This is a genomic window from Williamsia sp. 1135, from assembly GCF_002095395.1.
Classification (GTDB): domain Bacteria; phylum Actinomycetota; class Actinomycetes; order Mycobacteriales; family Mycobacteriaceae; genus Williamsia.
Genome location: NZ_MJEI01000100.1, coordinates 71,368 through 95,826, shown reverse-complemented (window position 1 = coordinate 95,826; position 24,459 = coordinate 71,368). Strand labels below are relative to the sequence as shown.

The window sequence follows — 24,459 nt, the reverse complement described above, 5'->3', positions numbered from 1 at the left end:
CGGCTTGGTTCGGAGTGTCGTTCCAATGATTTAGAACGCCTTTCCAAAGCATGGCATACACTGGACGGCATGAGCAAGAGCGAACCGAAAAAGGCATCCCGCCGCACCAGCAGGCAGCGCGAGGCCGGCGCAGTCACCAGAGCCGACACCCGGCGACGCATCCTGGCGGCAGCAATCGAAGTGTTTTCCGAAAGTGGTTACGCCGCAGCCACGGTCGCGAAGATTGCCGAGCGCGCCGACGTCTCGGTGCAGAGCATCTACTCCTCGTGGGGCAACAAACGAGGTCTGTTGCGCGGGATGTTGGAGGCTCAACTGATGGGCGGGCAGCCCGGAGCGGTCAACCCGACCGACATGCCTGCGGCGATCCTCGACGCCTTCGATCCGACTACCGCGACCCCACGAGAGCTGATCGCACACGCGACCCACCAGTTCCGGCTCTTGACCGAGCGCGCCGCGGTCGGATTCGGGACCTACGCGCAGGCCGCCGCGGTCGACCCCGAGGCCGCGACCGACTGGCAGAACCTGATGGAGATAAGGCGGATGGCCATCCGAAATCTGATCGGCAACATTCCTGTCGATCAGCTCCGCTCCGAACTCACCCCGGAATCGGCAGGCGACACCGCGTGGGTGATCGCCAGCCCGCACACCCACGAACAGCTGGTCGTCCGGGCCGGATTCACGTACGACGACTTCGAGGACTGGGTCCGCACCACACTGACTGCGGCACTGCTGCCCGACATCCCCGCCTGACTCGCGGGAACATTTCATCGACCGCCGATCTCTTATCTCCGCAATGCAGCGAACAAGCTGCAGGACAGCATCATCCACCTCTGCGAGAAAGAGAACATCATGGAGACCCAGTACTTCGACACCAATGCAGACGGCATCGTCGACACCATCGTCACCGACACGAATGGCGATGGATACGTCGACGTCACCGAATGGGACACCAACGCCGACGGGATCGCCGACGAGGCCGAGGTCGACACCGACTACGACGGGTACGTCGACGAGTACGTCTCCGACGTCGACTACGACGGGGTCTACGACATCTCGATCTCCGCGTAGGGCACACCGCATCCGGGCCACCTCCCTCGAGGTGGCCCGGATTTCGTGCATTTCACCAGCGTGCTCATCCCCTACTCACAGCCGCTTACCAGGTTCGACGCTCACCATGGACACCACCAGGAGAAGAAACAACCCAGATGAAGAGGTACGACGATGATCGCCACTGCTGCGCTTTTCGGTCTCGACACCGATATTGCGGTGTCGGTCACCGCGTCCGAGCACCATGACCGTGCAGTCGACCACGTGAGCGCGCTGGCCGAGCGACTCGACCGCACCGTGAACCGCGCCCGGCCATCCGCCGAGGTGTTCGCACTCGACCTCGCCGAGGGGCAGCCGGTGATGGTGTCCTCGCTCCTCGACCAGCTCATCATCGAGGCGCTCTTCTTCGACGACCTCACCGATGGTGCGACGCGGGCCGTGCGGCGCTCGGACACTCCAGACTACCGCTATCTGCCGGGTGTGACCTTCTCCGCCTCGGCAGCCGGCATGACGTCGGCAGTCAGCTCTCCGATACCCGTGTGGCATCGCGTGCAGATCGGTCGCGGAACGGTGACCGTGCCGAACGAGGTCCGGCTCGAACTGCTATCCACCGCCCGGGCACTGCTGGCCGATCAGGCCAGCGCTCACCTTGCCGAGCAACTGGGCTGCGGAGTGATGGTCCGGGTCGGCAACCTCGCCGCGACCGCGGGTGCCGCGCCCACGGGTGGCTGGGATTGCGGAGCCCTCGGGATGGAGCACCCGCTCGGCGCAGGTCTGGCCGTCGCCCAGGTCGCAGCGGCGGACTACTGTAGCTTGCCGGTGGCACCCGATGACCTCCGGCCGCAGAGCTTCCTCGACTGCGTGAGTGTCGTGGCCGAATCAGCTGCCCTGGCGCAGTCGGCCGGCCTCAGATCTCACGTCGACCCGGCCGGTGCGGCCCGGTGGCTCGCCGCCCAGGGCCTCACCGCTCGTATCGACACCGCAGACTCGGGCGCGGTCCGGGTCGGCCGGGTGCCTGCGACCGGACACGCACTCGCCGCCTGAGGACACGAAACACGAAAGTCGTTCTACCGGTTATGTCGCTCGGGTGCGAGTACGACCCCAAGCCTGACTAGGCTGATGCTCAAGGTCACCAAGTGCAGATTTGGCAATCTGCAACCGATGAAGGGGTCTGTCGACATGAGCAGCGGTCCGAGCGAGTCAACCCGGGAGTTCGACCTCACCGGCTCCCACGCCTGGCAGGAACTGTCCGCACACCAACCGCACGTCTACGCGATGCACCTTCGCGAGATCTTCGCGGTCGACCCCAAGCGGGGGGCCGAACTCACGATCGACGTCGGCGACCTCCATATCGACTACTCCAAGCACCGGGTCCTGCGCGAGACCATCGAGCTGCTGCTGGGCCTGGCACGCGAGGTCGGCCTCGCCGAGAAGCGCGACGCCATGTTCTGGGGCGAGCACATCAACACCTCCGAGGATCGTGCAGTGCTGCACACCGCGCTGCGGCTGCCCCGCGACGCGACGTTGAAGGTCGACGGCCAGGACGTGGTGCACGACGTGCACGAGGTCCTCGACGCGATGGGCGCGTTCACCGACAAGCTCCGGTCCGGCGAATGGAAGGGCCACACCGGCAAGTCGATCAAGACCGTCGTGAACATCGGTATCGGCGGTTCCGACCTCGGGCCGGTGATGGTCTACCAGGCCCTGCGGCACTACGCCGACACCGACATCCGCTGTCGCTTCGTCTCCAACGTCGACCCCGCCGACCTCGTCTCCACCCTCGCCGACCTCGACGCCGAGACGACGCTGTTCGTCATCGCGTCGAAGACATTCACCACGCTGGAGACGCTGACCAACGCCTCGGCTGCACGCAGGTGGCTACTCGACAAGCTGGACGCCGGCGACGACGCCGTCGCGAAACACTTTGTCGCCGTGAGCACCAACGCCGAAAAGGTGTCGGCATTCGGCATCGACACCGCCAACATGTTCGGCTTCTGGGACTGGGTCGGCGGCCGCTACTCGGTGGATTCCGCGATCGGCCTGTCGGTGATGGCCGCCATCGGAAAAGAAGCCTTCGCCGACTTCCTCGACGGATTCAACATCGTCGACCGGCATTTCCGCACCGCGCCGCTGCATCAGAACGCACCGGTGATCCTCGGCCTGATCGGCCTCTGGTACTCGAACTTCTGGGACACCGCGTCCCGCGTGGTGCTCCCCTATTCCAATGACCTGTCCCGGTTCGCCGCGTATCTGCAGCAGCTCACCATGGAGTCGAACGGCAAATCCGTCGACACCCACGGCCATCACGTCACCACCGACACCGGTGAGATCTTCTGGGGCGAACCCGGCACCAACGGCCAGCACGCGTTTTATCAGCTGCTGCACCAGGGCACCCGAATGGTTCCCGCCGACTTCATCGGGTTCGCCGAACCCACCGATGACCTCCCCACGGCCGATGGCACCGGCAGCATGCATGACCTGTTGATGAGCAACTTCTTCGCCCAGACCAAGGTGCTGGCATTCGGCAAGACCGCCGACGAGGTCGCAGCCGAAGGTGTCGACCCACATGTGGTCGCGCACAAGGTGATGCCGGGAAACCGGCCGTCGACCTCGATCCTGACACCGAAACTGACCCCGTCGGTGGTGGGTCAGTTGATCGCGCTCTACGAGCATCAGGTGTTCGTCGAAGGCGCGGTCTGGGGCATCAACAGCTTCGACCAATGGGGCGTAGAGCTCGGCAAGAAGCAGGCGTCCGAGCTCCTCAAGGTGATCACCGAGGACGAATCGCCCGAGGCGCACGATGACTCGTCCACCGACTCGCTGGTGCGCTGGTACCGGACGCACCGGGGCCGCAGCGCGTGAGTTCTGCCGCCGGGGTCAGCCGCCTGGGTGTCGCGGACGACATCTTCTGGCGGACCCACCATGGGATGGGCATCGGCATTGCCATGCAGGGACTCTGGCGGTTCGATGCCACGTTGACCGCGGCCGATCTGGAGCTGCCCCACCGCACCCTAGCTGCCGGACCCTTGACCAGGAGAGTGGTCCGGCGGCGAATCTGGCCGGCCCGCAACCATTTTGCCGGAGGCGCTGCCCTGAATCCCGTGTACGTCGAACCCGAACCGCTGGCTCCGGGGACCATCACTGCGTGGGCTGATGCCCGCGGTGACATCGACCTGGACATCACTCACGGACCGGTGTGGGAGCTGTCGCTGGCGCGCCTGGAAACGGGCGGCTCGGTTGTGTCACTGCTGTGCTCGCACGTGGTGGCCGACGCAGAATCCTTGATCCGCGCCGCGGCGCTGGCCGTGGACGAGGCCGGCGCCGCCATGCCGGCCCCAGGACTGCCGACCCTGGGCGATGATGCACGAGATGCTCTGTCCCAGCTGCGGATCGCCGTCGGCGGTGTGGCCCGCAGTATTGCCCGGGGGGTGCGCGACCCGGCGCATCGCGCCGAACTGTTCGCCGCCGCCCGCCGGCCGGCATTACCACGGACACCGAAACCCCCTGGCTCTGCGGAGTGGCGAGAGCCGACGGCAATCTTCTCCGTCGACGCCGCCACCTGGAACGCCTCGGCCCGGCGCCACGGCGGTACCACGAATACGTTGTTCACCGCGCTCATCGGTGAGCTCGTCCTGCAGATCCGCGGATCGGGACCCGCACAACTGGCGGTGCCGGTGTCGCAGGGCGGTGAGGGCGCGAACACGATCGCCGCCGCGTCCATCGATGTCGCGTCGATCGACGAATGCCGCGATCTGCCGCTGTTGCGCGACCGAGCACGCGCCGCGTTCACGGAAGCGGGAGCCGGCCGAGGGATGGGGCCGCCGGCAGGCATGCCCGAAGAGGTGCTCGGGGTGATCGGCCATCGCGCCGCGCATGCGCTCGTTCCCGATCCTGGATCGCGAGACGGTCTGGCATCCAACATGGGCGATCTGGATGGATTGCTCACCATGCTCTCCGGACATCGGGGCCGGGCCATCGCCGCACGGTCGGTGCATCCCCATCTGAGCGCCTCGAGGAGCACACAGACCCGGTGCTCGGTCTCGGGATGGGCCGCCACGGCGGGCGGCGATGTGACCATCTGTATCGGCGTGCCGGACCCTACCGTTGCACATGGCGCAGACCTTCGCGAACTGATCAACAAGGTTCTCGGACATTGGGATCTGACCGCCGAACATTGGTGAACGAGATCACCGCGGCTGGACAGACGACAACAAATCCGTAACGTCGGGGCCATGAGTGTTACCGCAGTCGCGTTCGAATGGACTGATACCAACCGTCTTTGGCTCGTCGAGAACCCGATCAGAATTGTGATCTACGTCGCCGTCGGACTGATCGCCCGGTATGTCGCTCATCGGGTGATCAACCGGGCGACCAGGCGGCCACCCGCGGGATCGGGTGAGGACGGCAGGAAGCCGGCGTTGCTCCGTCACCTGCGTGACCGCAGCCCCAAGGCACTACGGGATCCGCAGGTCATCGAACGTCGGCAGCAACGTGCCGAGACCATCGGCTCGGTGCTCAAGTCCACGGCATCGATCCTGATCCTCGTCTGGGTCGTCCTGACCTGCCTGAGTGTGTTGCAGGTCAACATTGCCCCGTTCCTCGCATCGGCGGGCCTCGTCGGTCTGGCGATCGGTTTCGGTGCACAGAATCTGGTGAAAGACTTCGTCTCCGGTGTGTTCATGTTGCTCGAGGACCAATACGGTGTCGGCGACATCGTCGATCTCGGTGAGGCGGTCGGCGAGGTCGAGACAGTCGGCCTGCGCGTGACCACCGTGCGGGACATCGACGGCACCCTCTGGTACGTCCGCAACGGCGAGATCATCCGGGTCGGCAACATGAGTCAGGACTACGCGGTGGCCCGGATCGAGGTCCCCGTGGCGCACAACGTGGATCTCGAGCGGGCGCAAAGGGTGGCGCTCGAGGCCGCGCAGGACGCAGTGGCCGACGACGCCGTCGCCAAGGATGTGCTCGGCGCCCCTGAAATGCTGGGCGTGCAGGAAATCTCGGCCGACATGGTCACGCTGCGGATCCTCATCAAGACCCGCCCCAACGCCCAGTGGGCTCTGCAGCGTCGCATCCGTAAGCAGATCCTGGAGGCCTACGAGACGAACGGCATTCCGATGCCGTACCCAACGGGACGCGAGATGGGTCCGTCGACGCTGGTCAAGGTCGGCCAGGGGAACGAATAGTCTTCATTCCCAGCGCGATTGATCGAACAGCTCCTCGGGGATCGGGTCCCCGGGCCGGACATCGAGGGCTTGCAGTCGACCCATGATCACGGCAGCCAGCGCCACGTGGGTGACGACGTCCCGCGGTTCGGTGACCCGTTCATCCGGCGAGCCGCCGATGAACTCGAGTTCGACTGTCGGCGCGCAGGTCGCCACCTCCAGTTCGGTGTTTCCGGTGTCGACCAGCCACCTCGCGAACCCGGCCCCGTCGACCGCGTCGGTGATGTCGCGGCGGTCGATGGCCGCCATCAGTTCGGGCAGGGTCGCGAGCTCGCCGCTGTCGCCCGTGGAGGGGTCGAAACCGAAGATCTGCTGCGGATCGACACCTTCCTCGTCATCGAGGGTGAAGTACAGGATTCCGCGCCAGTCGCCGGCCCAGCAGGTGATGTCGTCGCGGCCGAAGACGTCGGCCAGCAGGTCGCTGATCTTCACCTGCAGTTCGCTGCCGTAGAGCTGGAACGCCCCGCGCCCGTACACCTCGTCCTGTTGATTTCCCATGGTGCACACCCTACGTCGCCCCGGAACGGCGTTGACCACATACGATCACCAGATGACTGTGCGAAATGGCGTGGCATCTGCCGTGGTTGCGGCGGCGCTGTTGACGACCCTGGTCGCGTGTTCGAGCGGTGGCGGCTCGGACGAACCCACCTCGACGACCCCCAGCGTGGCGGTGCCGACCTCGGCGAACGTCACCCTCCCGGCCGGACCTCTCGCGTTGACCGAACCCGGCGAGGCGCTGTTGTGGTCGGACACGGCTCTGCTGCCCTCGCACACCTTCCGGCCTGACCAGCAACTATCGGGCTTCACGGTGACCGGGATCGAACCGGCCGCTGACGGAGCCCTACCCGACTCGTTCACCCACGGCGGCAGCCCTTTCTTCATCCATCTCACCGTCACGCAGGCCGTCGACCGGCAGCGCAACACGCTGTCGATCGCAGGATTCGCGGGCAGCGCCGACGGCGTGACGCCGGCACTCACCCTCACCCCGCCCGACAATGTCGCGGGTTGCCTGGCCACCCCGCCACCGGAGACCCTCGCCAAGGGTCAGTCGTACGCCACCTGCCTTGTGACACTGGCAGATCCGGATACACAGCTGACCCGGGTCATCTACTGGGCAGACACCGGTGAGGAGCAGTTCGACTACAAGTCCGCACCGGTCGTCTGGTCAGATGGTTCACCAGCCCCGACGTCAGGCGCCCCCTCGGGTTCGGTCTCGCCGACCGGCTGACCCCCGTTCGCCCGGCCTTCATGCGCGTTCACGCACGGCCGAGCACAGAGCGAGCGCCCCGCTGAAAGCCCGCTGAGAGACTGCGCTGGTCACGAGCCGACCACGGACATGCCATCGAGCGACAGCCCCCAGCTAGGAGTCCCTCCAGGTGTTCGCCAACAGGACATACGGTTTTCACGCGATGTTCCGCCGCAGCCAGGGCGTGCGCGTGCGCTCGACCATCGTGGCGACCATCATCGTGGCCCTGGGAATGGTGGCAGGGGCGGTGATCATGCTGTACATGCTGCACCGCCACCAGGATTCGCAGATGTACAGATCGACCGGAACCCGTTCGTACGAGATCGCCCACCAGATCAACGAGGGCGGCATCAACAGCATCGATTCCGAACTCCTGCGGCCCACAACGGGTATTGACGTCATCCAGATCGTGGACGACAACGGCGTCGTGCTCTTCAGCTCGCCCGGATCCGACACCGTCGCCGTCTCCGATATCAGACCCGGTTGGTGGAACACCGAACGCGTCGATGGCGTCGAACTCCCCGGACGCTCGGGTACCTACTGCGGCCAGATCACCGGGGCCAGGTTCGACGGCATCGACTACAACGTCATCACCGCGGTGTCGACGCAACCCTATTTCTCCGGACTCTGGGGTACGGCCGCCATCCTCCCCATCGAGATCCCGCTAATCATCGTGATCGCCGGCGCAGGCATCTATTACTTCGTCGGTCGCGCGTTGAAGCCGGTCGCACGCATCACGACACAGGTCTCGGCGATCACGAGTTCCGATCTCAGTCGCCGGGTTCCGGTCCCGTCGACCGACGACGAGCTCACCACCTTGGCCGTCACGATGAACGACATGCTCGACCGCCTCGAAACGAGCCGGGTGAGCCAGCTGCAGTTCGTCGGCGACGCCTCCCACGAGTTGCGCTCGCCGCTGACCACACTCGTCGGTCTCCTCGACCTCGCGGACGACACCGACTCCCCCATCGACGTCGACACCGTGCGCACCATCTTGTTGCCCGAAGCACAGCGGATGAGCTCCATGGTCGCGGATCTGTTGCTGTTGGCACGTGCCGACGAGCGGGGCATCCCGCTCACGGTGGACGAGGTGGACCTCGACGACATCGTCGGTGCCGAGGTCAAACGCCTGCGCTCCTTGGGTGCGGCAAAGGTGGTCGCGAGGGTGTCCCCGGTCCGGGTCATCGGCGATTCGGGCAAACTGACCAGGGCGATCCGCAACCTCACCGACAATGCAGCACATCACGCGTCTTCGAGCATCACCATCGAGATGGGGTGGGACGAATCCGTCGCCACGATTCGCGTGATCGACGATGGACCCGGTGTTCCTGAAGACCTGCGCGCCAAAATATTTGACCGTTTCTACCGGCACGAGTCCGATCGGGGCCGCCACCAGTCAGGTTCGGGCCTGGGGCTGCCGATCGCCGCCGAGATAGCGAAAGCCCACGGTGGCGCGATCACGGTGTCGCAGGCCCCCGGTGGTGGGGCGTCTTTCGCCATGACGATCCGGACACCGGTCGCCGCACCACGTGACGACGCCCTGAGCTACTCGTCGACCAGACAGTAGCCCGAGCCGCGGACCGTGCGAATCGAGTTGGCTCCGAAAGGACGTCGATCCGCTTGCGCAGGTAGCGGATGTACACCTCGACGATGTTCCCGTCACCGCCGTAGTTCTCATCCCAGATCGATTGCAAGATCTCGGTTTTGGTCACCGCTCGGCCCTTGTTGCGCATCAGGAACTCCAGCAGCGAGTATTCACGCGGGGTGAGGTTGATCGGTTCGTCGTCGCGGCACACCACATGATCCGAGGGATTGAGGGTCAGCAAGCCTGCGGTCAGCACCGCAGGCCGCTCCTTGCCGCCGCGGCGCAGCAACGCACGAAGGCGGGCCTTGAGCACCACCACCGAGAACGGCTTGATCAAGTAGTCGTCGGCACCGTAGTCGAGTGCTTCGGCCTGGTCGTATTCGCCGTCCTTGGCCGACAACATGAGCACCGGCGTCCACACCTGCGCTGCCCGCAGTTCCTTGATGACCTGGAATCCGTTCATCGTCGGCAACATGATGTCGAGGAGCACGACATCGAACTCGTTCTCGGTTGCCTGCCAGAGACCGTCCGCACCGTCACGGGCAACGACGACGCTCCAGCCGTCGCTGACGAGCATCCGCTTGACTGTCTCAGCGACTCTCACGTCGTCCTCGACCACCAGAGCCCGCATGTCAGACCATGCGGCGGGTGATCGCGGCGGGCAGGTGACGCAGCGCCAGATCTACGGCGGTCCACGGCCACCGGGGCACCGGGGTCCGAGCCCGCTCGGCGTCGATCGCGGCGACGAGCGCCTTGACCCCGGTGTCGCGCTCGGCCATCAGCTTGGTCTTCACGCCGGCGTTGATATCGGTGGAGATGTAGCCGGGCAGGATCACGCTGATCTTGATGGGCGAACCGGCGAATTCTGCCTGCAGCCCCTCCCCGAGTGCGGAGAGTCCCGCCTTCGACGCGGAATACGCGGCTTGCGCCTTGGGGAGTCCGCGCACCGCGCTCATCGAGCTGATCAGCACCAGGTGCCCCGAGTTCTGCTCGCGGAAGATCTCGAGGGCAGCCTCTACCTGAGCCAGCGCGCCAACCAGATTCGTCTGAACCGTCTCGATGTTGGCGTGCGCCTTGCCGGTCCCGACGGGTGCCCCTTTGCCGAGTCCGGCATTGACGATCACCCGGTCGAGTCCGCCGAGCTCGTCACGGAGCCGGCCGAAGACAACCGGGACCGTCGGCAGGTCGGTGACGTCCAGTCGCGCCACCGCGACCTGCGCCGCCTGAGGTTCGAGCTCGGCCTTGAGCTCGTCGAGCCGGTCGGCGCGGCGGGCGCACAGGGCCAGTGCGCGCCCCTGCGCTGCATAGGCTTTGGCCATCCCCTCGCCCAGACCTGAGCTGGCTCCGGTGATGAGGATCTTGTTCCGTGTCATGGGAGGCAACTTACCCGGTGACATGGTCGAGCTCCGCTGCGCTGCGTCTCCAGGCCGTCACCGGGTTGGGGCGCACCGCAACTCCCCCGGGTAGCCGCGCGACGAAATTGCCGTCGCCCCAGCGGAACGCGAGCCCCGGCTGCGGGAAGTCCGTGCTGATCATGTGGGCACCCGACGCCATCGCGATCGCCGGCCGGGTGTGTTCGTCGGCCTTCGCCGTCGACACCGGTACGTCGGAGCGGGTGCGGACGAAATAGCCGAGCCGCACCAGATCGGCGATGTCTTCCGCGTTGGCCCCCCGCGGGTCGTTCCGCATCACGAACGCCGAATCACTATGGCCCGGAGCGGGTGCCGTGAAAGCGGCCCGGCCCTGCAAGCTGGTCCGACCACGCCGGTAGTGGTCGCGGATGTACTCGTGGTCGCCGTAGTCCAGGAAGCACAGGACGGTTCCGCGCACCTCGTCGACCAGCGGCCACCCCGTGGTCAGGATCGCTTTCTCCAGTGTCGACGCGGTCCCGCGGATCCGGTCCGGGGTGAGCAGTGCGGAATCGTCGAACACCTCCCGGATCTGCGCGTCCAGGTCGTCGAGGACCTCCGGTGTCCACAGCGGCACGCGGGCACCCCCGGTCAGCAGCGCCCACGGCCACGAGGCCTTCAGTTCGAGCTGGATGATGATCGGCACATGCGACGGATTCGCTCTCGACCAGCCCCGAATGGTCTGCAGAGCACCACCCAGTGTCGGACAGCTGGTGCCGTAGTCGGCATCGGGACCGTGCATGACCTTGAAACCGGGATCTTCCCAGAGCCTTTCCGGTCGAGGCCCGCGCCGGCGCCGGCGCCGCGCAGACGGATACCGGTACCGCCCACCGCCCGGGTCGGGGTAGAGGTCCAATTCGACGCCGCGCACGTGTTGCCGTTCCAGCTGAACCTCCAGCGGCGGATGCTCGTAGCGATACGAGTCGAGATTCGACCCCATCAGCAGTGGGAAGCGTTCGTCAGGCGGCATCAGCTGATGGCACGAGTTGTGCGTCGCCATGAACTGGATCTGATTGAGCCGCAGGCCCGTGGGCAGTTCGTCCAGATCAGTGGTGGTCACTTCAGCAGTCGCGACATCCGCCGGTCCGCCAGTATCTTGCCGCCGGTCTGGCACGTCGGGCAGTACTGGAAGGAGCGGTCGGTGAACGAGACCTCCCGCACGGTGTCGCCGCACACCGGGCACGGCATCCCTGTCCGGGCGTGCACCCGCAGACCAGATCGCTTCTCGCCTTTGAGCCGGGCGACCTTTTGGCCTTCCAGTCGGCCGATCGCACCGGTGAGGACCGAGTGGATCGTCGCGTAGAGCAGGTCGATCTGATCGTCGGACAAGTTCTTGGAGGTGGCGAACGGCGACAGCTTCGCCGTGTGCAGGATCTCGTCGCTGTACGCGTTCCCGATCCCGGCGATGATCCGCTGATCGGTGAGCACGGTCTTGATCCGCGCCCCGGTGGTCGCCAGCAGAGCGGCGAACTCGTCGCGGGTCAACGCGAGGACGTCGGGACCCAGCGTCGCGATCCGCTCGACCTCGGCAGGGTCGCGGACGATCCATACGGCCAAGCGCTTCTGGGTGCCGGCCTCGGTGACGTCGAATCCTTCCCCGGGCAGACCGCAATGCACACGAAGTGCGATCGGGCCTTTACCGCCTGGCCGGGGCGGGGTCGGCGACAAATTGTCCGACCACCGCAGCCAGCCCGCGCGGGACAGGTGGATGATCAGGTGGATCGGGCCCTCGTCGGCCCCGGATGCCGTGATGACCAGGTATTTCCCGACCCGGCCAACGCTGTCGATCACCCTTCCCGCCAGCGCGGTGTAAGGCGGATCGGCGGTTTTGAGGACCGCGAGGGATGCGACATCGACGCGTCTGATGGGTAGTCCGGCGGCACGGCCGTCGACGTAGTCGGCGATGGCCTGCACCTCAGGTAACTCAGGCATGGGTCCAGTGTGCTCTAGTAAACGGATGCGCTCCAGTGGTTCGGCGACCGACGCCGAGTTGGCCAGAATGCTGGCCGAAGGCGCGGGGAAGATCCTCGTCGACATCCGGTATCAGCAGTTGCTGCGCGGATATCTGCTCGGCGACGTCGGTGATGCGATGGCGCAGACGTGGATCGCGGCGGTCCTCGCCGAGCATCGACCCGGCGATGCCGTGCTGTCGGAAGAGGCCAAGGACACCGGCCGCAGGCTCTCCGCCGACCGCGTGTGGATCATCGACCCCCTCGACGGCACCCGCGAGTTCTCCGCGGGCCGAAACGACTGGGCCGTGCACATCGCGCTCACCGAAGGTGGGCAGCCGACCGACTGTGCGGTCTCCTTGCCGGCCATCAACCAGGTGTTCAGTACCGATTCCGTGCCCAAGGTGGACGGCGAACTCAGCGGGCGGATGGTCGCGAGCCGCGGCTGGACGTCGTTCGAGGCCGGTCATGTCTCGCACCGCCTGGGCCTGAAGGTGATGCCGATCGGGTCGGCCGGAGCGAAGGCCATGGCCGTCGTTCGCGGAGACGCCGATGCGTATGTCCACGCAGGCGGGCAGTACGAATGGGACAACTGCGCACCGGTCGGAGTCGCGCAGGCTGCCGGGCTGCATTGCAGTCGCATCGACGGGTCGGAGCTCGAATACAACCGTCCCAACCCGTTCATGCCCGACTTCGTGATCTGCCGCCAAGAACTCCGCGACCCGATCCTCGGCGCCCTGGAAGAGATCCTCTAGCTCCCCGCCCTCCGATAATGGGTCGTTCTGGCGAACAAAAGCCCTGTTCGGCTCCGCCAAAACAACCCATTATCGAGGGGCCGGGTCAGCGGCGGAGCAGGTAGATGTCCATGATCCAGCCATGCCGCTCGCGTGCGGCGGCACGGGTCTCGCGGATCGTCTCACCGACCTCACCGACCGTTCCTGCGATGAGGATCTGGTCGGGCGTCCCGAGATAGGCACCCCACCAGATCTGATCCGTCGGCGCAGCGGTCTGCAGGAACGTGCAGTCGGCGTCGAGCATCACGACCTGGTTCGCCGCCGCCCCCTCGGGTGTCTCGTCGAGCCGTCGACCGGTGGTGATGTGGATGGGCTCCCCGATGCGGTTGAGCAGGATCTTGTGAGCGGCGGTCAGCGAGGCGACACTCGTGATGCCCGGGATCACGTTGTGTTCCAACTCGATTCGACCACGATCGATGATGGTGTCGACGATGCGCAGGGTGCTGTCGTAGAGCGCCGGGTCGCCCCAGACCAGGATCCCTGCGACCCCGTCGTCCGCCAGTTCGGTCGCCAACGCCGCCTCGATCAGATCGGCGCGAGCGTCGTGCCAGCGTCGCACCTCGGCGCGGTAGTCGTCGGGGTTGCGGTCACGAGGCGGATCGGGCACCTCGACGAACCGGTAGTTCCCATCGATGTATCGCTCGCAGATCTCCTGTCGCAGTCCGACCAGCGAGTGCTTTACGGCGAGGCCACGTTCTGGTGCCTTGTCGAGGACGAAGAACACGTCCACCGAGTTCATCGCGTCGATGGCCTCGATGGTCACCTGCCGCGGATCGCCCGGACCGATCCCGATGACGAGTAGTTTCCGCATCGCCTCAGGGACGCGCTTTCGGCAGACCGTGGAACCGGCCGATGATGTCGAGGATGGTTCGACGCGGCAGCAACCGGCGCAAGGCGAACACCACCGGGGCCTTGTTTCCCTTCGCGTACAGCGGTTTCGGATCCTTCGACAGCGCGGCTTCGACGATCACCGCAGCCATGGGCGCCACCGCCAGTCCGGCCTTCTCGTTGCGCGTGGTGGCCGCGGCAACGGTGTCGTAGTCGGCGCGATAGGGCGAATCATCGGCGATGTAGTAACCACGCCTGTCGCCGATGCCGGTCGCGATCGTGCCCGGCTCGACGGTGCAGATGGCGATCCCGAACGGGGCCAGTTCACGGCGGCTCGCGTCGGCAAAGGATTTCATGGCCGACTTCGTCGCCGAATAGGTCGACCGGAAGGCCAGCGGGAAGCTCGACAACATGGACCCGACCATGACGATGGTCCCGCTCCCGCGCTCCCGCATCCCCGGTAGCACCGCCTTTGTCAGCGCGATCGGCCCGAACACGTTGGTGGCGAACAACTTCTCGATGACCTCCATCGGGGTGTCCTCGAGCGGTCCCATCTGACTCTCACCAGCGTTGTTGATGAGGATGTCGATCGCGCCCGCCTGCTCTGCGCACCGCGCGATGCTGGCGGGGTCGTTCTGGTCGAGTTCGAGGTAGATGACACCGGCGATCGGCTTCGCAATCGCGTCGGGCTTGCGACTCGTACCGAGAACGGTCAGGCCCTTGGCCACCAATTGACGGGCGACCTCGGCGCCGATTCCGCTGGATGCACCGGTGATCAAGACGGTTTTGCTCATCACCCAACCCTAGTGGCGACCGACGGTGTGTGAAAAATGCCACCCTGCCTGAGAAAAATCAGTGGCGAAGCTGGGAATTACCTGAGCAGACTTGGTTGTTGTTGTGAAACGAGTTGTGCGGAAAGTGGGTGTTGTAAGTGGTTGTCGGAGTCACGTTGGCCCTGATCGCGGCGTTGGGTTATGGCCTGTCGTCGGTGATGCAGGCGCTCGGTGCGCGCAAGGCGGCCCGCGAGAACTCCGCCGACCACCGCATGTCGACGGCGACGGGCGCGCCCTCACTGCGGTCCACGGCCGCGACCGCGATGACCGGTGTGTTCATCGTCGGCGCGATCTTCGACGTCCTCGGGTTCATCGCAGGAGCGGGTGCCGCCAGGATGCTGCCGCTGTTCCTGTCGCAGACGATCGTTGCCGGCAACCTCGTCATCACCGCTGTTCTGGGTATCCGCTTGCTCGGCATCAGGCTGCACACCCGGGACTGGGTTGCCATCGGTACTGTGCTGGCCGCGCTGTTGATCCTGGGAGCCGCTTCGCAGCCACACACCGCAGGCGCGACCCCACGCTCGCTGCACTGGGCCCTGCTGTTCGCGACTCTTGTGCTCGTCGGGCTGTCGATCTACGGGGTCCGGCGGATGGGACCGGCTGGGTCGGTCACCGCCGGCGCCGCCGCGGGATTGCTCTTCGGCGCGGTCGCGATCGGTGTCCGGGTCCTCGACGGTATCGATCCGTTCTCATTGCCGACGATGCTGGCCGATCCCGCCGCGTGGGTGATCGCGATCGCCGGCGCGTCCGGTTTCTACCTGCACACCGTCGCGCTACAACTGGGCGCCGTCAACGGTTCGACCGCGGCCCTGGTCGTCGGTGAGACCGCCGCCCCGGGAATCGTCGGGGTGATGTGGCTCGGAGACTCGACCGTGCCCGGCCTCGAGTGGCTGGCTCTGGCGGGCTTCACGTTCGCGGTCCTCGGCGCTGTCGCCGTGGCGCTGTTCGGGTCTGCCGAAGCCGAACGATCCGCCGACGAGAACCTGGCGATCAAGACCGGCCTCGACGACAAGTCGTTCACCGTACCGGCTGACTGCAGCTCGTTGGAGCATCGACCAGAGAGCAGAACTGCGCCGGCCTGGTGGGTCGATAATCTGAGCGAACGCCTCCATTGGCGATGACGTCCCGGTAGGCCGCGACTGCTGCAGTGGGTCGGCGAAGTAGGGCTCGGTCCGTGGTCACGTCCACTTGATAGAGCCCGAAACGTGTTGTGTAGCTGCCCCACTCGTAGTTGTCGGTGATCGACCAGTAGTTGTAACCGACGACGTTCATGCCGTCGGCTTTGGCGCGAGCCAGCCAGTAGGCGGCGTCGCGGAGCTGATCGGCACGCCGGTATCCGTCTGGCCGGGGCGCCCCGTTCTCGGTCGGCATCCCGTTCTCCACGATGTAGAGCGGTTTGCCAGGGAACTTCCGGTCGTAGTAGCGCAGTGCGTAATACAGGCCGTCCGCCGAGGTCGAGGCCTTCCAGTACTTTTCGGTCGCCGCGTTGTAGGTGTTCAGGTCGGTCGCCGCGACCGAATAGTAGTAATCGATGCCGACAAAATCCTGCTTGTCCTTGATCCGATCGAGGAACATCGAATCCAGCACCGGCTGCACCGTGGGCAGATACGCAGAGTTCGACGTTACCCAGGCCTTGGGCTGGCGGGCGTGGATGTAGTCGTAGATGGTGCGATGTGCCTGAACAAGCTGGTCGAGCATCAGCGGAACATTGTGCGGCGCAATGCCACCGAAACTCAGTTCTTTGAGAAAGGTGTAGACGAGCGGCTCGTTGACCGTGATCCAGATGGGGTCGAAACGCGCGTAGCGATCCACCACCTTCTTCGCATTGGTCAACCAGTCGCGCACCATGTTCGGGTTGTTCCAGCTACCACGGTCGACCGCCCAGCCCGGATACACCCAGTGATCGAGCGTGATCATCGGCCGCATCCCCGACAGCAGGATGTAGTGCATCACGCGGTCGTAGTACTCGAGTTCACGCTGATCCCACACACCCGGCTTCGGCTGAATGCGCGCCCACTCCACACTGATCCGGTAGACCTTGACGCCCATCAGCTTTGCGTTGGTGATGTCCTCGACGTATCGATGCCGGAAGTCGACCGACGTACCCACGGGGTCGTGCACCCGGTCAGAGTCCGAGTACCGCAACCAGTTGCTGTCAGGCGAGGAGCCCTCGGACTGAAAACCCGCCGAACCCACGCCCCACAGAAAATTCCGCCCGAGGTTGGGCGGCTGCGCGAGCGCAGGAGCTGCCGGTATCGCGAGCGCGACGATCACCGGCAACGCGACGGTCACCAGTCGCCGGATCAGTGTCGTTCTGTTCATGAATCCCTCCCCCGAGATCTGCCTCACATCGCGAACGCCAGGTTCCCGAGCACATCGTTGCCGAGTGCGCGGTCGCCGGAGACGACGGCGACCGCCGGATCGGCCGTCGCACGTCCTGCGGTGAGACGAGCGAAGTCAGCATAGTTGATCGTCACGGTCACGCTGGGCTCGTCGTCGAAATCGGACACAACTGCCGCGCGGCCGTCTACTGCGACGTTCACGGTCTTCTCCACGAGGCCGGTGACGACGATCCGGACGCGGCTGCCCTCCGGCGCGCCTGCTCTTTTGCCGACGAGAAACGGAAGTGCGCAAAACATCTCGTCGAAGGCGAGTGCCGCGCTCGCCGCATCGGTGGGCGGGGCCAATCCCAGGGTGTCCCGCAGGTCCAGCTCGTGGACCCAGCTGTCGAACACCCGGATCCGCATGAAGCGTCCGTAGGTGTCGGGCCCGGCCGGCGTGAACGAATCGGCGTCGAAGTCGTCCTGGCTCATGGCCTGCAGTGCTTCAACCCGTCTCGACGTTGCATCGGTGAAGGCGGCGAGCACGGCCTCCCGACCACGAGCCCGATAGTGCTCGAGCCAGCGCTCGTTCATCGCACCGATCTCGTTGTGGACGTGCGCGAACGACTCGACCTCCGTGTCGGTGCTGGGCACCGGATCCCCCAGCAGCAGCAACTCCGTCGTCATGACGTGGGCGACCACATCCCCGACCGACCACCCCGGCAGAATCGACGGGCTGTCCCACTGCTCGGCGGTGAGTTCGGCCGCGATCGCCTCGATGGACCCCCAGACCGAGGTCAGCGCGGCAACCGCCGGTTCCTTCGGGATGACTGTTCGGCTCATGGTTGCAGAGCATAAGGGGCCCTCACCTGCGGCCGCGGCCGAACCGCGGGTACCGGCACGTGCGTGGACCCAGGGTCGGCGCCTACAGTTTGTGGGGTGACCACAGACAAGAACCTTCACGCCCAGATCACCGATCTGATCGCGCATGAAAAAGAACTCCGCACCCAGCTGACCGACGGCAAGATCACGCCGGACGAAGAGCACACCCAGCTCCGCGAGGTCGAGGTACAGCTCGACCAGTGCTGGGACCTGCTCCGGCAGCGTGACGCGCTACGGCGTTCCGGCGGCAATCCCGACGACGCCGCGGTGCGGTCGGAGAACGTGGTCGAGGGCTACCTCAACTGACTTGGTAAGTTCTCTCCCGTGCGCCCCCGTAGCTCAGGGGATAGAGCAACCGCCTCCTAAGCGGTAGGTCGCAGGTTCGAATCCTGCCGAGGGCACTCTCAGGGATCGACCACCATCTTCGTCCCCGAGGACGACCACCAAGGGCATATCGCCCTCGGCGGTTGTTCCCGGGGACGTTTCTGGTGAATCACTCGGGCAATGCACGCTCGAGGATGTCGTCGTCTTCGTAGGCTCCGCCGATCAGGAATCTCTTGCGTCCGACTTTTCCGAAACCGTTCTTCTCGTAGAATCGCTGAGCCTTGGTGTTCAGTTCGTTGACCCCGAGCCAGACCCCGGCGCCACCTCGCTCGTGAGCCAGTTTCAACGTCTGCGCCATCAGCCGGTGGGCCACTCCGCCTCCATGTGCGCCGGGCAGCACGTAGCACTTGCTGAGTTCGACGGTGGGTCGCAGCGTGATCGCTCCCGCGGCGTCGGCGTCGGCGGGTTCGCCGAAGACGATCATCGTGTATCCGGCGAGATGGTCACCTTCGTCCGCGACGACGATGGCCCGATCCGGATCAGCGAGATACTCGTCGAAACGCTCGCGCGAGAGTTCCGTAGCGATGAAATCGGCCTTCGCGGCGTCGGTCGTCTGAGGTGGGCACGCGAGCGGAAAGGTGGCTGCTGCAACCACTGCGAGCGCACGTGCGTCCTCAGCGGTCGCCTGACGGATCAACATTCCGCTCACGCTACAAGTTCGTCGTCCCGGCGCAGCACACGGAACTGATCCGCGACATTTGCGACGCACGCATGGCAAGCTTCCTAGAGTTGCCGCAACTTGCAGTAACAGGGCCCGAGGGAATCACCATGTTCAGCAGCACGATCAAGCGCCGGTCGTTTCTCGCCGGGGTCGCCGGCGTCTCTGTCGCAGCCGTCGCCTGCGGTACCGACTCCGACAACGCCGGGCCGTCCGCGAGTGCCACGGAGTCGAGCGCTCCGCTGCCCGACAGCATCAGCGCAGTCCTCAACAAGCCCCGCTACACCGAATCCGGTGCGACGTGGAGTCTGCTGGTCAGCGACATCGAAACCGGCGAGGTGTTCTACGCCCTCAACCCTGACGACATCGCCCTCACCGGGTCGACGCGCAAGCTCTTCTCGGTCGGGATGGCACTGAACACCCTCGGAGTGGACCATCGGATCACCACCCCGGTACACCGGACCGGGGCCGTTGATCAGGGCACGCTGAACGGAGATCTGATCCTCTTCGGCGGCGGCGACCTCACCTTCGGGGGCCGGCGCATCGACGCGGACACCGTGCAATTCACCGACTTCGATCACAACGACGCCAACAACCTGGGCACCGCGATCCCGACACCGCAGGATCCGCTGTTCGCGATCAACGATCTCGCCGCTCAGGTCAGAGCAGCCGGGATCACCACCATCACCGGCGACGTGATCGTCGACGACAGGCTGTTCAGGGCATACCGCGTCCCCAACGGCAACTTGTTGATCACGCCGATCCTGCTGAACGAGAACATGGTCGACGTCAGCGCCGAGCCGACACAGCCCGGCCAGCCCGCGACCGTCGACTACCGGCCGAAATCGTCGGCGCTGACCGTGGCGGGTTCGGTCGCCACGGTCCCCGCAGGCACGGCCAGCGCAGTGACGTTGTCCGACAACGGTCGTATCGAATGCGTCGGCGCCGCCGGCTGCACCGGCACAGTCGGCGGCGACATCGCCGTGGACTATCAGGCGCCCCTCACCGGCAGCGAGATCTTCGTCGGCACGTTCCGGATCGAGGACCCGGCGGCGTACGCACGCACCGCGTTCGTCGAAGCCTTGCGCCGCAACGGCATCACCATGACCGCTCCCACGATCGGACCCAAGCCGGCCGCGCGACTGCCTGCTACCGACACCTACACCGACGAGAATCTCGTCGCGTCCTTCGTCGCCCCGCCGTACCTCCAGCAGGCACAGCTCATCCTCAAGGTCAGCCTCAACCTGGGCGCGAACCTGGCGCTGAGCCTGTTCGGTCTCACCAAGGGCGCGCGGACCATCGACACGGCCCTGGCCGCCGAGCGCACGACGCTCATCAACGATTTCGGCGTCAACGGCGATCAGTTCGATTTCCCGACGAACGGCAGTGGAAGTCCCGACAGCAAAGCCTCGCCCCGAGCATTGGTACAACTGCTGACCGCGATGAGCAAGACCGACGTGGCCGAGGATTATCTGAACTGCCTACCGATCATGGGCGTCAATGGATCGCTCGCCTCCACAGGGACAACGCTGCCCGGTAAAGGCCACGTCTTCGCCAAGACCGGGACCACCGTCGAACCCACCGAGGACGGCGAGGCCGTGAACCTCGTCGCACAGAACCTGGCCGGTTACATCGAGACCAAAAGTGGCCGAACAGTGGCATATGCGCTGATGGTCAACAACGCCGGACGACTGAACGACTTCGGGCCAGAGATCTCCTCGGTCTTCGAGGACGAGGGTGTCATCTCGAGCATCATCTACGAGACACTCTGAACACACCACCCTGACGCAGGGTGACAATGGCCCTTGCCATACTTGGACCCGGACATCGGCGTTCGAGAGGGGTTTCGACATCAAAAGGTTTCTGGCACCGGCGTTGATCTTCATCGGGATAGCGGCGATCACCGCGGCGATCGCGGTTCCACTGTGGTTGGTTCCCAAGCTCAAAGTCGTGCCGCTCGACCTCGACATCACCACTGTCGCGCAATCGCAGCCCGCGGGTCTGACCGACAGCAACGACGTTCCCGCCCGGGTCTTCAACCGCTGCTCGGTCAGTGGGCCACGAGCCGAGGTGTTCGACGCGCATCTCACCCAGCAACGCCGCACCGTGGTCATCGACCCGTCCGACTCCGGCCAGGTGACCGTGCAGTCAGGGCAGACGGTCCAGATCGACCGCATCCAGGACGGCGACGAGACGATCGAGCCGACCGTCGCACCCGTCGACGGCAAGCGGACCTGCGAAGACGGTGTGCTCACCGGAAGCGTCGACGTGGTGTCCCTCGACCGCGAGACCAGCAAGCCCAACGGCGAGATCAACCGCCTGCACACCATCGAGGCCCCGGAGGGCACCCGCACGATCGACGCCGAGGACAACTTCGTCGAGGCGCCCCGGGAAGGATTCCAGTACAAGTTCGGATTCGACGTCGACAAGTCCGACCAGCTCTACTACGACATCAACTCCCGGCAGGACGTGCCCGCGAAGTTCGTCGGTGAGACCGAGATCAACGGTCTGACGGCCTACGAGTTCGTCAGCGAGGTCCCCGAAATCGACCAGATCCTGCTGGAGACACCCAGCGGTCAACCGGGTCTGGGCACCTCACTCGAGATGCCCGCGAGCTGGTGGGGCATCACCGGGATACCCGCGGACGAGAAGGTCGTGATGGACCGGTTCGCGAAGGCGACGCGGCATGTGTGGGTGGAACCGAACACCGGGACCGTCCTCAACGGCCGCGAGATCCAGCAGCAGTACTTCAAGTCCCCCGGCTGGGAGGATCCCGATCTGGCCGCACCCATCCGCGATTTCCGGATGGATGCCTTCAGCGCGACGATGGCCTGGACCGACGCGACGATCAGGCGGCAGTCCGACAAGGCGAGCGGCTACGTCGACCAACTGCGCTGGGGCGGAACGATCATCCCGATCATCATCGGCGTTGTGGGTGGCGTCGCCCTGCTGGCGGGAATCGGACTTCTGGTGCGGCGACGACCGGAGGAACCCGGCAACAGAGTTGAATGAGCGCGTGCGCACCGTCGGTCTCATCGGCTTCAAACTGATCCTGGGCCTGCTCACCCTCACTGCGCTCGTCACCGAGGTCGTGGTGCTGATCGATCGCGGCACGTTCGAAGCCGCCAATTTCTTCAGCTACTTCACCGTGGAGAGCAACCTGCTGGCCTCGGTGGTGCTGCTGCTCAGTGCGGGGTTGCTGGCGAGTGGACGATCGCTCGACCGGATCGCGATGCTGCGGGGTGCGAGCACCCTGTACATGTTGGTGACCGGCATCGGCTTCACCGTCCTGCTGTCCGGGCTCGAAGCCACCCAGTTCACAGCGGTCGCATGGGACAACACGGTGTTGCACTACCTGGTTCCCATCGCCCTCGCGATCGACTGGCTGATCGATCCGCCCGCAGTGGCGATCGGTTCGCGAAAAGCCATGATCTGGTTGACCTTTCCCCTGGTGTACGTGGTGTACACCTCGATCCGCGGCCCGCTCGTCGACTGGTACCCCTACCCGTTCCTCGATCCGAACGAAAACGGTGTCGCGGCAGTGATCGTGGTCAGCCTCGGCATCGCCGTCCTCGCGGCCCTGATCTCGCTGGCGCTCGCCTGGTACAGCCGATTCCGGATGACTACACCCGCAGCGCCAACGCCATCACCAGCCGGGTCGACTGGTCTCCCAGATCCAGCCCGGTGAGCTCGCGCGCACGACGCAGCCGGTAGCGCAACGTATTCGGGTGCACATGGAGGTCGCCGGCGGCAGCCCGCACGTCTCCGAACGCGTCGAGGTACGCCCGCACCGACGGCACCAGCGCCGAGTCGTGGGCCAGATCGTACTCACGAAGCTGGGCGACCCGCGGATCGACCAGGTCGGGGTTGTCGGCGAGCAGGCCCACGATCTCCCCGAGCAACACCGGCGTTCGCGACTGTTCGACGGTACTGACGACGTCGATGTGGGCGCCCTCCCGCAGCGCGGCGTCGAGGACCCGATCCACGTCGCCGCGCAGGCCCGCGACCGCGCCAAGACCCGCGGGCGAATCGGCGACGACGCCCCGGACCCGTAGACCGAACTGGCGCTGCGCGGCGGCCACTGTCACCCGCGCCCACCGCATCGTCGCTCCGGCGTCGGTCCGGGGAAACAACACGTAGACACGATCGCCCGCGGCTGTTGTCACCGAGTCGGGACGGAAAGCGCTGGCGTGCAATGTCAGCGCCGGAAGGTATGACCCGGTCAGCACGGTGCCGGCATCAGCGACGTCTTGCCCTCCGAAGCCGACGACCGCGACCGGGCCGTCCCCCGGCAAGGCAAGTGCGGATGCGAGGTAGGGAACATCGACAACCTCACCGCGGAGCCCCAGCAGACGCTGCACCTGTTCACCGTGCACCGACGGGACCGCCGCGGAACGCGCGATGATCCGAGCGGCCACGGCGGCAGCGCCGGTGATCACCGGGCCGGCGTCGTCGGATACCTCAGCAGCACCCTGCTGTAGCCACAGCGTGCCCAGATACGTTGCAGCGCCGGGCTCGCGGATCCCGATGGCGATCCTTGGCCGCAAGCCCAGATCGGCGCGTGCTGCCACCGAGACCACCTCGGTCCGGGATCGCAGGGCGCTGAACACGCCCCACTGCCGAAGCCAGTCGAGCATCTCCGGTGGACCTTCGCGTCCGAGGATCGACAACCGGCGCAGTGTGTCCGCCTGCTCGTCAGAACTGCTGTACGCCAGCACATGCGAGTCGGCGTCCTCGATGCTCACCAGACCTCCGGTACGGTCGGCGACCGCTTGCGCAAGCGCGAACAGGTCTCCTGCCGTACCACTCGCCATCGATTCCGGTGATCCCGTGCGCGACTGGTCCAGGACCCGCCCGATCAGGTTGTAGATCCGCTCCCACCGCGCGTGGGGATCCACGGCCACCACCGCGATGCCTCCGGCCGCCGCCCGGCGCACCAGTTCGACGTCGGGCAGCTTCACCAGGATGGCCGCCGGTGTCCGGGCCCCGAGCGTCGCGAGCCAGGCGATGGCCTGATCTGAATCGACCCCGACGAGCAACGCCAGCTCTGCGGCTCGGGCTGCCCGTCCGACACCGAGCAACAGGTCGTCGGCGTCGAGTAGCGCAACGGTCGACACCGGCTGATCCAGCCCGTCCGGTGCTTCGACCAGCGTCACCAGGGTGCCATTGAGCGCCAGGAGAAGCCGACCGAGAGTCAGCGAACCACCGGTCGGGGTGGCACCGTTCGGTTGCGACATGCGAGGTCATCCTTTGTCGGATCGACACAAGGATAGCGCAACTCTTTGTCGGATCGGC

Annotated in this window: 24 protein-coding genes, 1 tRNA gene and 1 pseudogene; 15 read left to right on the top strand and 11 right to left on the bottom strand. The window is 65.6% G+C overall.

Going from position 1 to position 24,459, the window contains the following annotated elements; translation table 11 throughout:
• Nucleotides 1-69 precede the first annotated feature (69 nt).
• The 6 genes from BFL43_RS19220 to BFL43_RS19195 all read left to right on the top strand — a co-directional run bounded on the left by BFL43_RS19220 (nt 70) and on the right by BFL43_RS19195 (nt 6,236).
• Nucleotides 70-750, top strand: a complete 681-nt coding sequence (locus BFL43_RS19220) for a TetR/AcrR family transcriptional regulator (protein WP_084894080.1) — start codon at nt 70-72, stop codon at nt 748-750.
• Between the two features lie 99 nt (nt 751-849).
• Nucleotides 850-1,068 (top strand): hypothetical protein, encoded by a 219-nt coding sequence (locus tag BFL43_RS19215; protein ID WP_084838913.1) that lies wholly within the window; start codon nt 850-852, stop codon nt 1,066-1,068.
• A 153-nt stretch (nt 1,069-1,221) separates the two neighbouring features.
• Entirely contained in the window at nt 1,222-2,091 is an 870-nt protein-coding gene (locus BFL43_RS19210) for an FAD:protein FMN transferase (protein WP_084894079.1), read from the top strand.
• Nucleotides 2,092-2,226: 135 nt separating this feature from the next.
• Nucleotides 2,227-3,909 (top strand): glucose-6-phosphate isomerase, encoded by a 1,683-nt coding sequence (gene pgi, locus BFL43_RS19205; RefSeq protein WP_084894155.1) that lies wholly within the window; start codon nt 2,227-2,229, stop codon nt 3,907-3,909.
• Complete coding sequence (locus BFL43_RS19200) at nt 3,906-5,228, top strand: hypothetical protein (protein ID WP_084894078.1); 1,323 nt, start codon at nt 3,906-3,908, stop codon at nt 5,226-5,228. The genes pgi and BFL43_RS19200 overlap by 4 nt, the downstream gene beginning before the upstream one ends.
• Nucleotides 5,229-5,279: 51 nt before the next feature.
• Nucleotides 5,280-6,236, top strand: a complete 957-nt coding sequence (locus BFL43_RS19195) for a mechanosensitive ion channel family protein (RefSeq protein WP_084894077.1) — start codon at nt 5,280-5,282, stop codon at nt 6,234-6,236.
• 3 nt (nt 6,237-6,239) lie between these two features.
• Here the strand turns inward: BFL43_RS19195 and BFL43_RS19190 are convergent, their stop codons facing one another.
• A complete protein-coding gene (locus BFL43_RS19190) occupies nt 6,240-6,773 on the bottom strand; it encodes a hypothetical protein (protein ID WP_084894076.1) in 534 nt (177 codons plus the stop codon).
• A gap of 52 nt (nt 6,774-6,825) precedes the next feature.
• On the opposite strand from BFL43_RS19190, the gene BFL43_RS19185 reads away from it, so the two are divergent.
• The gene (locus BFL43_RS19185; protein ID WP_143695417.1) at nt 6,826-7,503 is read left to right on the top strand and encodes a hypothetical protein; all 678 of its coding nucleotides are present in this window, start codon (nt 6,826-6,828) and stop codon (nt 7,501-7,503) included.
• Nucleotides 7,504-7,651: 148 nt separating this feature from the next.
• A complete protein-coding gene (locus BFL43_RS19180) occupies nt 7,652-9,088 on the top strand; it encodes a HAMP domain-containing sensor histidine kinase (RefSeq protein ID WP_084894074.1) in 1,437 nt (478 codons plus the stop codon).
• Here the strand turns inward: BFL43_RS19180 and BFL43_RS19175 are convergent.
• From BFL43_RS19175 to BFL43_RS19160, 4 genes and pseudogenes are all read right to left on the bottom strand, one after another.
• Nucleotides 9,067-9,737 (bottom strand): annotated as a pseudogene (locus BFL43_RS19175) (response regulator transcription factor). The gene BFL43_RS19180 and the pseudogene BFL43_RS19175 overlap by 22 nt on opposite strands.
• Before the next feature lies 1 nt (nt 9,738).
• Nucleotides 9,739-10,479: an SDR family oxidoreductase gene (locus BFL43_RS19170; protein WP_084894073.1), complete on the bottom strand. Its 741-nt coding sequence runs from the start codon at nt 10,477-10,479 to the stop codon at nt 9,739-9,741.
• 10 nt (nt 10,480-10,489) lie between these two features.
• The gene (locus BFL43_RS19165; protein ID WP_240498358.1) at nt 10,490-11,575 is read right to left on the bottom strand and encodes a Ca2+-dependent phosphoinositide-specific phospholipase C; all 1,086 of its coding nucleotides are present in this window, start codon (nt 11,573-11,575) and stop codon (nt 10,490-10,492) included.
• Nucleotides 11,572-12,447, bottom strand: a complete 876-nt coding sequence (locus BFL43_RS19160) for a DNA-formamidopyrimidine glycosylase family protein (protein WP_084894072.1) — start codon at nt 12,445-12,447, stop codon at nt 11,572-11,574. The genes BFL43_RS19165 and BFL43_RS19160 overlap by 4 nt, the downstream gene beginning before the upstream one ends.
• A 25-nt stretch (nt 12,448-12,472) precedes the next feature.
• Between BFL43_RS19160 and BFL43_RS19155 the strand changes: the two genes are divergently transcribed.
• Complete coding sequence (locus tag BFL43_RS19155) at nt 12,473-13,219, top strand: 3'(2'),5'-bisphosphate nucleotidase CysQ (protein ID WP_240498357.1); 747 nt, start codon at nt 12,473-12,475, stop codon at nt 13,217-13,219.
• Nucleotides 13,220-13,304: 85 nt separating this feature from the next.
• On the opposite strand, the gene cobF is transcribed toward BFL43_RS19155, so the two are convergent.
• Nucleotides 13,305-14,069 (bottom strand): precorrin-6A synthase (deacetylating), encoded by a 765-nt coding sequence (gene cobF / locus BFL43_RS19150; RefSeq protein ID WP_084894070.1) that lies wholly within the window; start codon nt 14,067-14,069, stop codon nt 13,305-13,307.
• A 4-nt stretch (nt 14,070-14,073) separates the two neighbouring features.
• A complete protein-coding gene (locus BFL43_RS19145; RefSeq protein WP_084894069.1) occupies nt 14,074-14,880 on the bottom strand; it encodes an SDR family oxidoreductase in 807 nt (268 codons plus the stop codon).
• Nucleotides 14,881-15,017: 137 nt separating this feature from the next.
• Here BFL43_RS19145 and BFL43_RS19140 point away from each other — a divergent pair, with 137 nt between their 5' ends.
• On the top strand, nt 15,018-16,040 hold the full coding sequence (locus BFL43_RS19140; protein ID WP_084894068.1) for a hypothetical protein: 1,023 nt from the start codon (nt 15,018-15,020) through the stop codon (nt 16,038-16,040).
• Here the strand turns inward: BFL43_RS19140 and BFL43_RS19135 are convergent.
• Nucleotides 15,937-17,241, bottom strand: coding sequence for a family 1 glycosylhydrolase (locus tag BFL43_RS19135; RefSeq protein WP_084894153.1), 1,305 nt, complete (start codon nt 17,239-17,241; stop codon nt 15,937-15,939). The two genes, BFL43_RS19140 and BFL43_RS19135, sit on opposite strands and share 104 nt — an antisense overlap.
• A 23-nt stretch (nt 17,242-17,264) precedes the next feature.
• The gene (locus BFL43_RS19130; RefSeq protein ID WP_084894067.1) at nt 17,265-18,083 is read right to left on the bottom strand and encodes a maleylpyruvate isomerase family mycothiol-dependent enzyme; all 819 of its coding nucleotides are present in this window, start codon (nt 18,081-18,083) and stop codon (nt 17,265-17,267) included.
• A gap of 96 nt (nt 18,084-18,179) precedes the next feature.
• Between BFL43_RS19130 and BFL43_RS19125 the strand changes: the two genes are divergently transcribed.
• Nucleotides 18,180-18,428 (top strand): DUF2630 family protein, encoded by a 249-nt coding sequence (locus BFL43_RS19125; protein WP_084894066.1) that lies wholly within the window; start codon nt 18,180-18,182, stop codon nt 18,426-18,428.
• Between the two features lie 22 nt (nt 18,429-18,450).
• Nucleotides 18,451-18,523, top strand: a tRNA-Arg gene (locus BFL43_RS19120).
• A 92-nt stretch (nt 18,524-18,615) separates the two neighbouring features.
• Here the strand turns inward: BFL43_RS19120 and BFL43_RS19115 are convergent.
• Nucleotides 18,616-19,146 (bottom strand): GNAT family N-acetyltransferase, encoded by a 531-nt coding sequence (locus tag BFL43_RS19115; RefSeq protein ID WP_084894065.1) that lies wholly within the window; start codon nt 19,144-19,146, stop codon nt 18,616-18,618.
• A 128-nt stretch (nt 19,147-19,274) separates the two neighbouring features.
• Between BFL43_RS19115 and dacB the strand changes: the two genes are divergently transcribed.
• The 3 genes from dacB (at nt 19,275) to BFL43_RS19100 (ending at nt 22,852) form a co-directional block, all read left to right on the top strand.
• A complete protein-coding gene (gene dacB / locus BFL43_RS19110) occupies nt 19,275-20,936 on the top strand; it encodes a D-alanyl-D-alanine carboxypeptidase/D-alanyl-D-alanine-endopeptidase (RefSeq protein ID WP_168176681.1) in 1,662 nt (553 codons plus the stop codon).
• 103 nt (nt 20,937-21,039) lie between these two features.
• Nucleotides 21,040-22,176 carry a DUF3068 domain-containing protein gene (locus BFL43_RS19105; protein ID WP_168176680.1) on the top strand — a complete coding sequence of 379 codons (1,137 nt, stop codon included), beginning with the start codon at nt 21,040-21,042 and terminating at the stop codon, nt 22,174-22,176.
• 4 nt (nt 22,177-22,180) lie between these two features.
• Entirely contained in the window at nt 22,181-22,852 is a 672-nt protein-coding gene (locus BFL43_RS19100) for a Pr6Pr family membrane protein (RefSeq protein ID WP_084894062.1), read from the top strand.
• Here BFL43_RS19100 and BFL43_RS19095 read toward each other — a convergent pair.
• Nucleotides 22,788-24,401, bottom strand: coding sequence for a helix-turn-helix domain-containing protein (locus BFL43_RS19095; protein ID WP_084894061.1), 1,614 nt, complete (start codon nt 24,399-24,401; stop codon nt 22,788-22,790). The genes BFL43_RS19100 and BFL43_RS19095 overlap by 65 nt on opposite strands.
• Between the last annotated feature and the right edge of the window lie 58 nt (nt 24,402-24,459).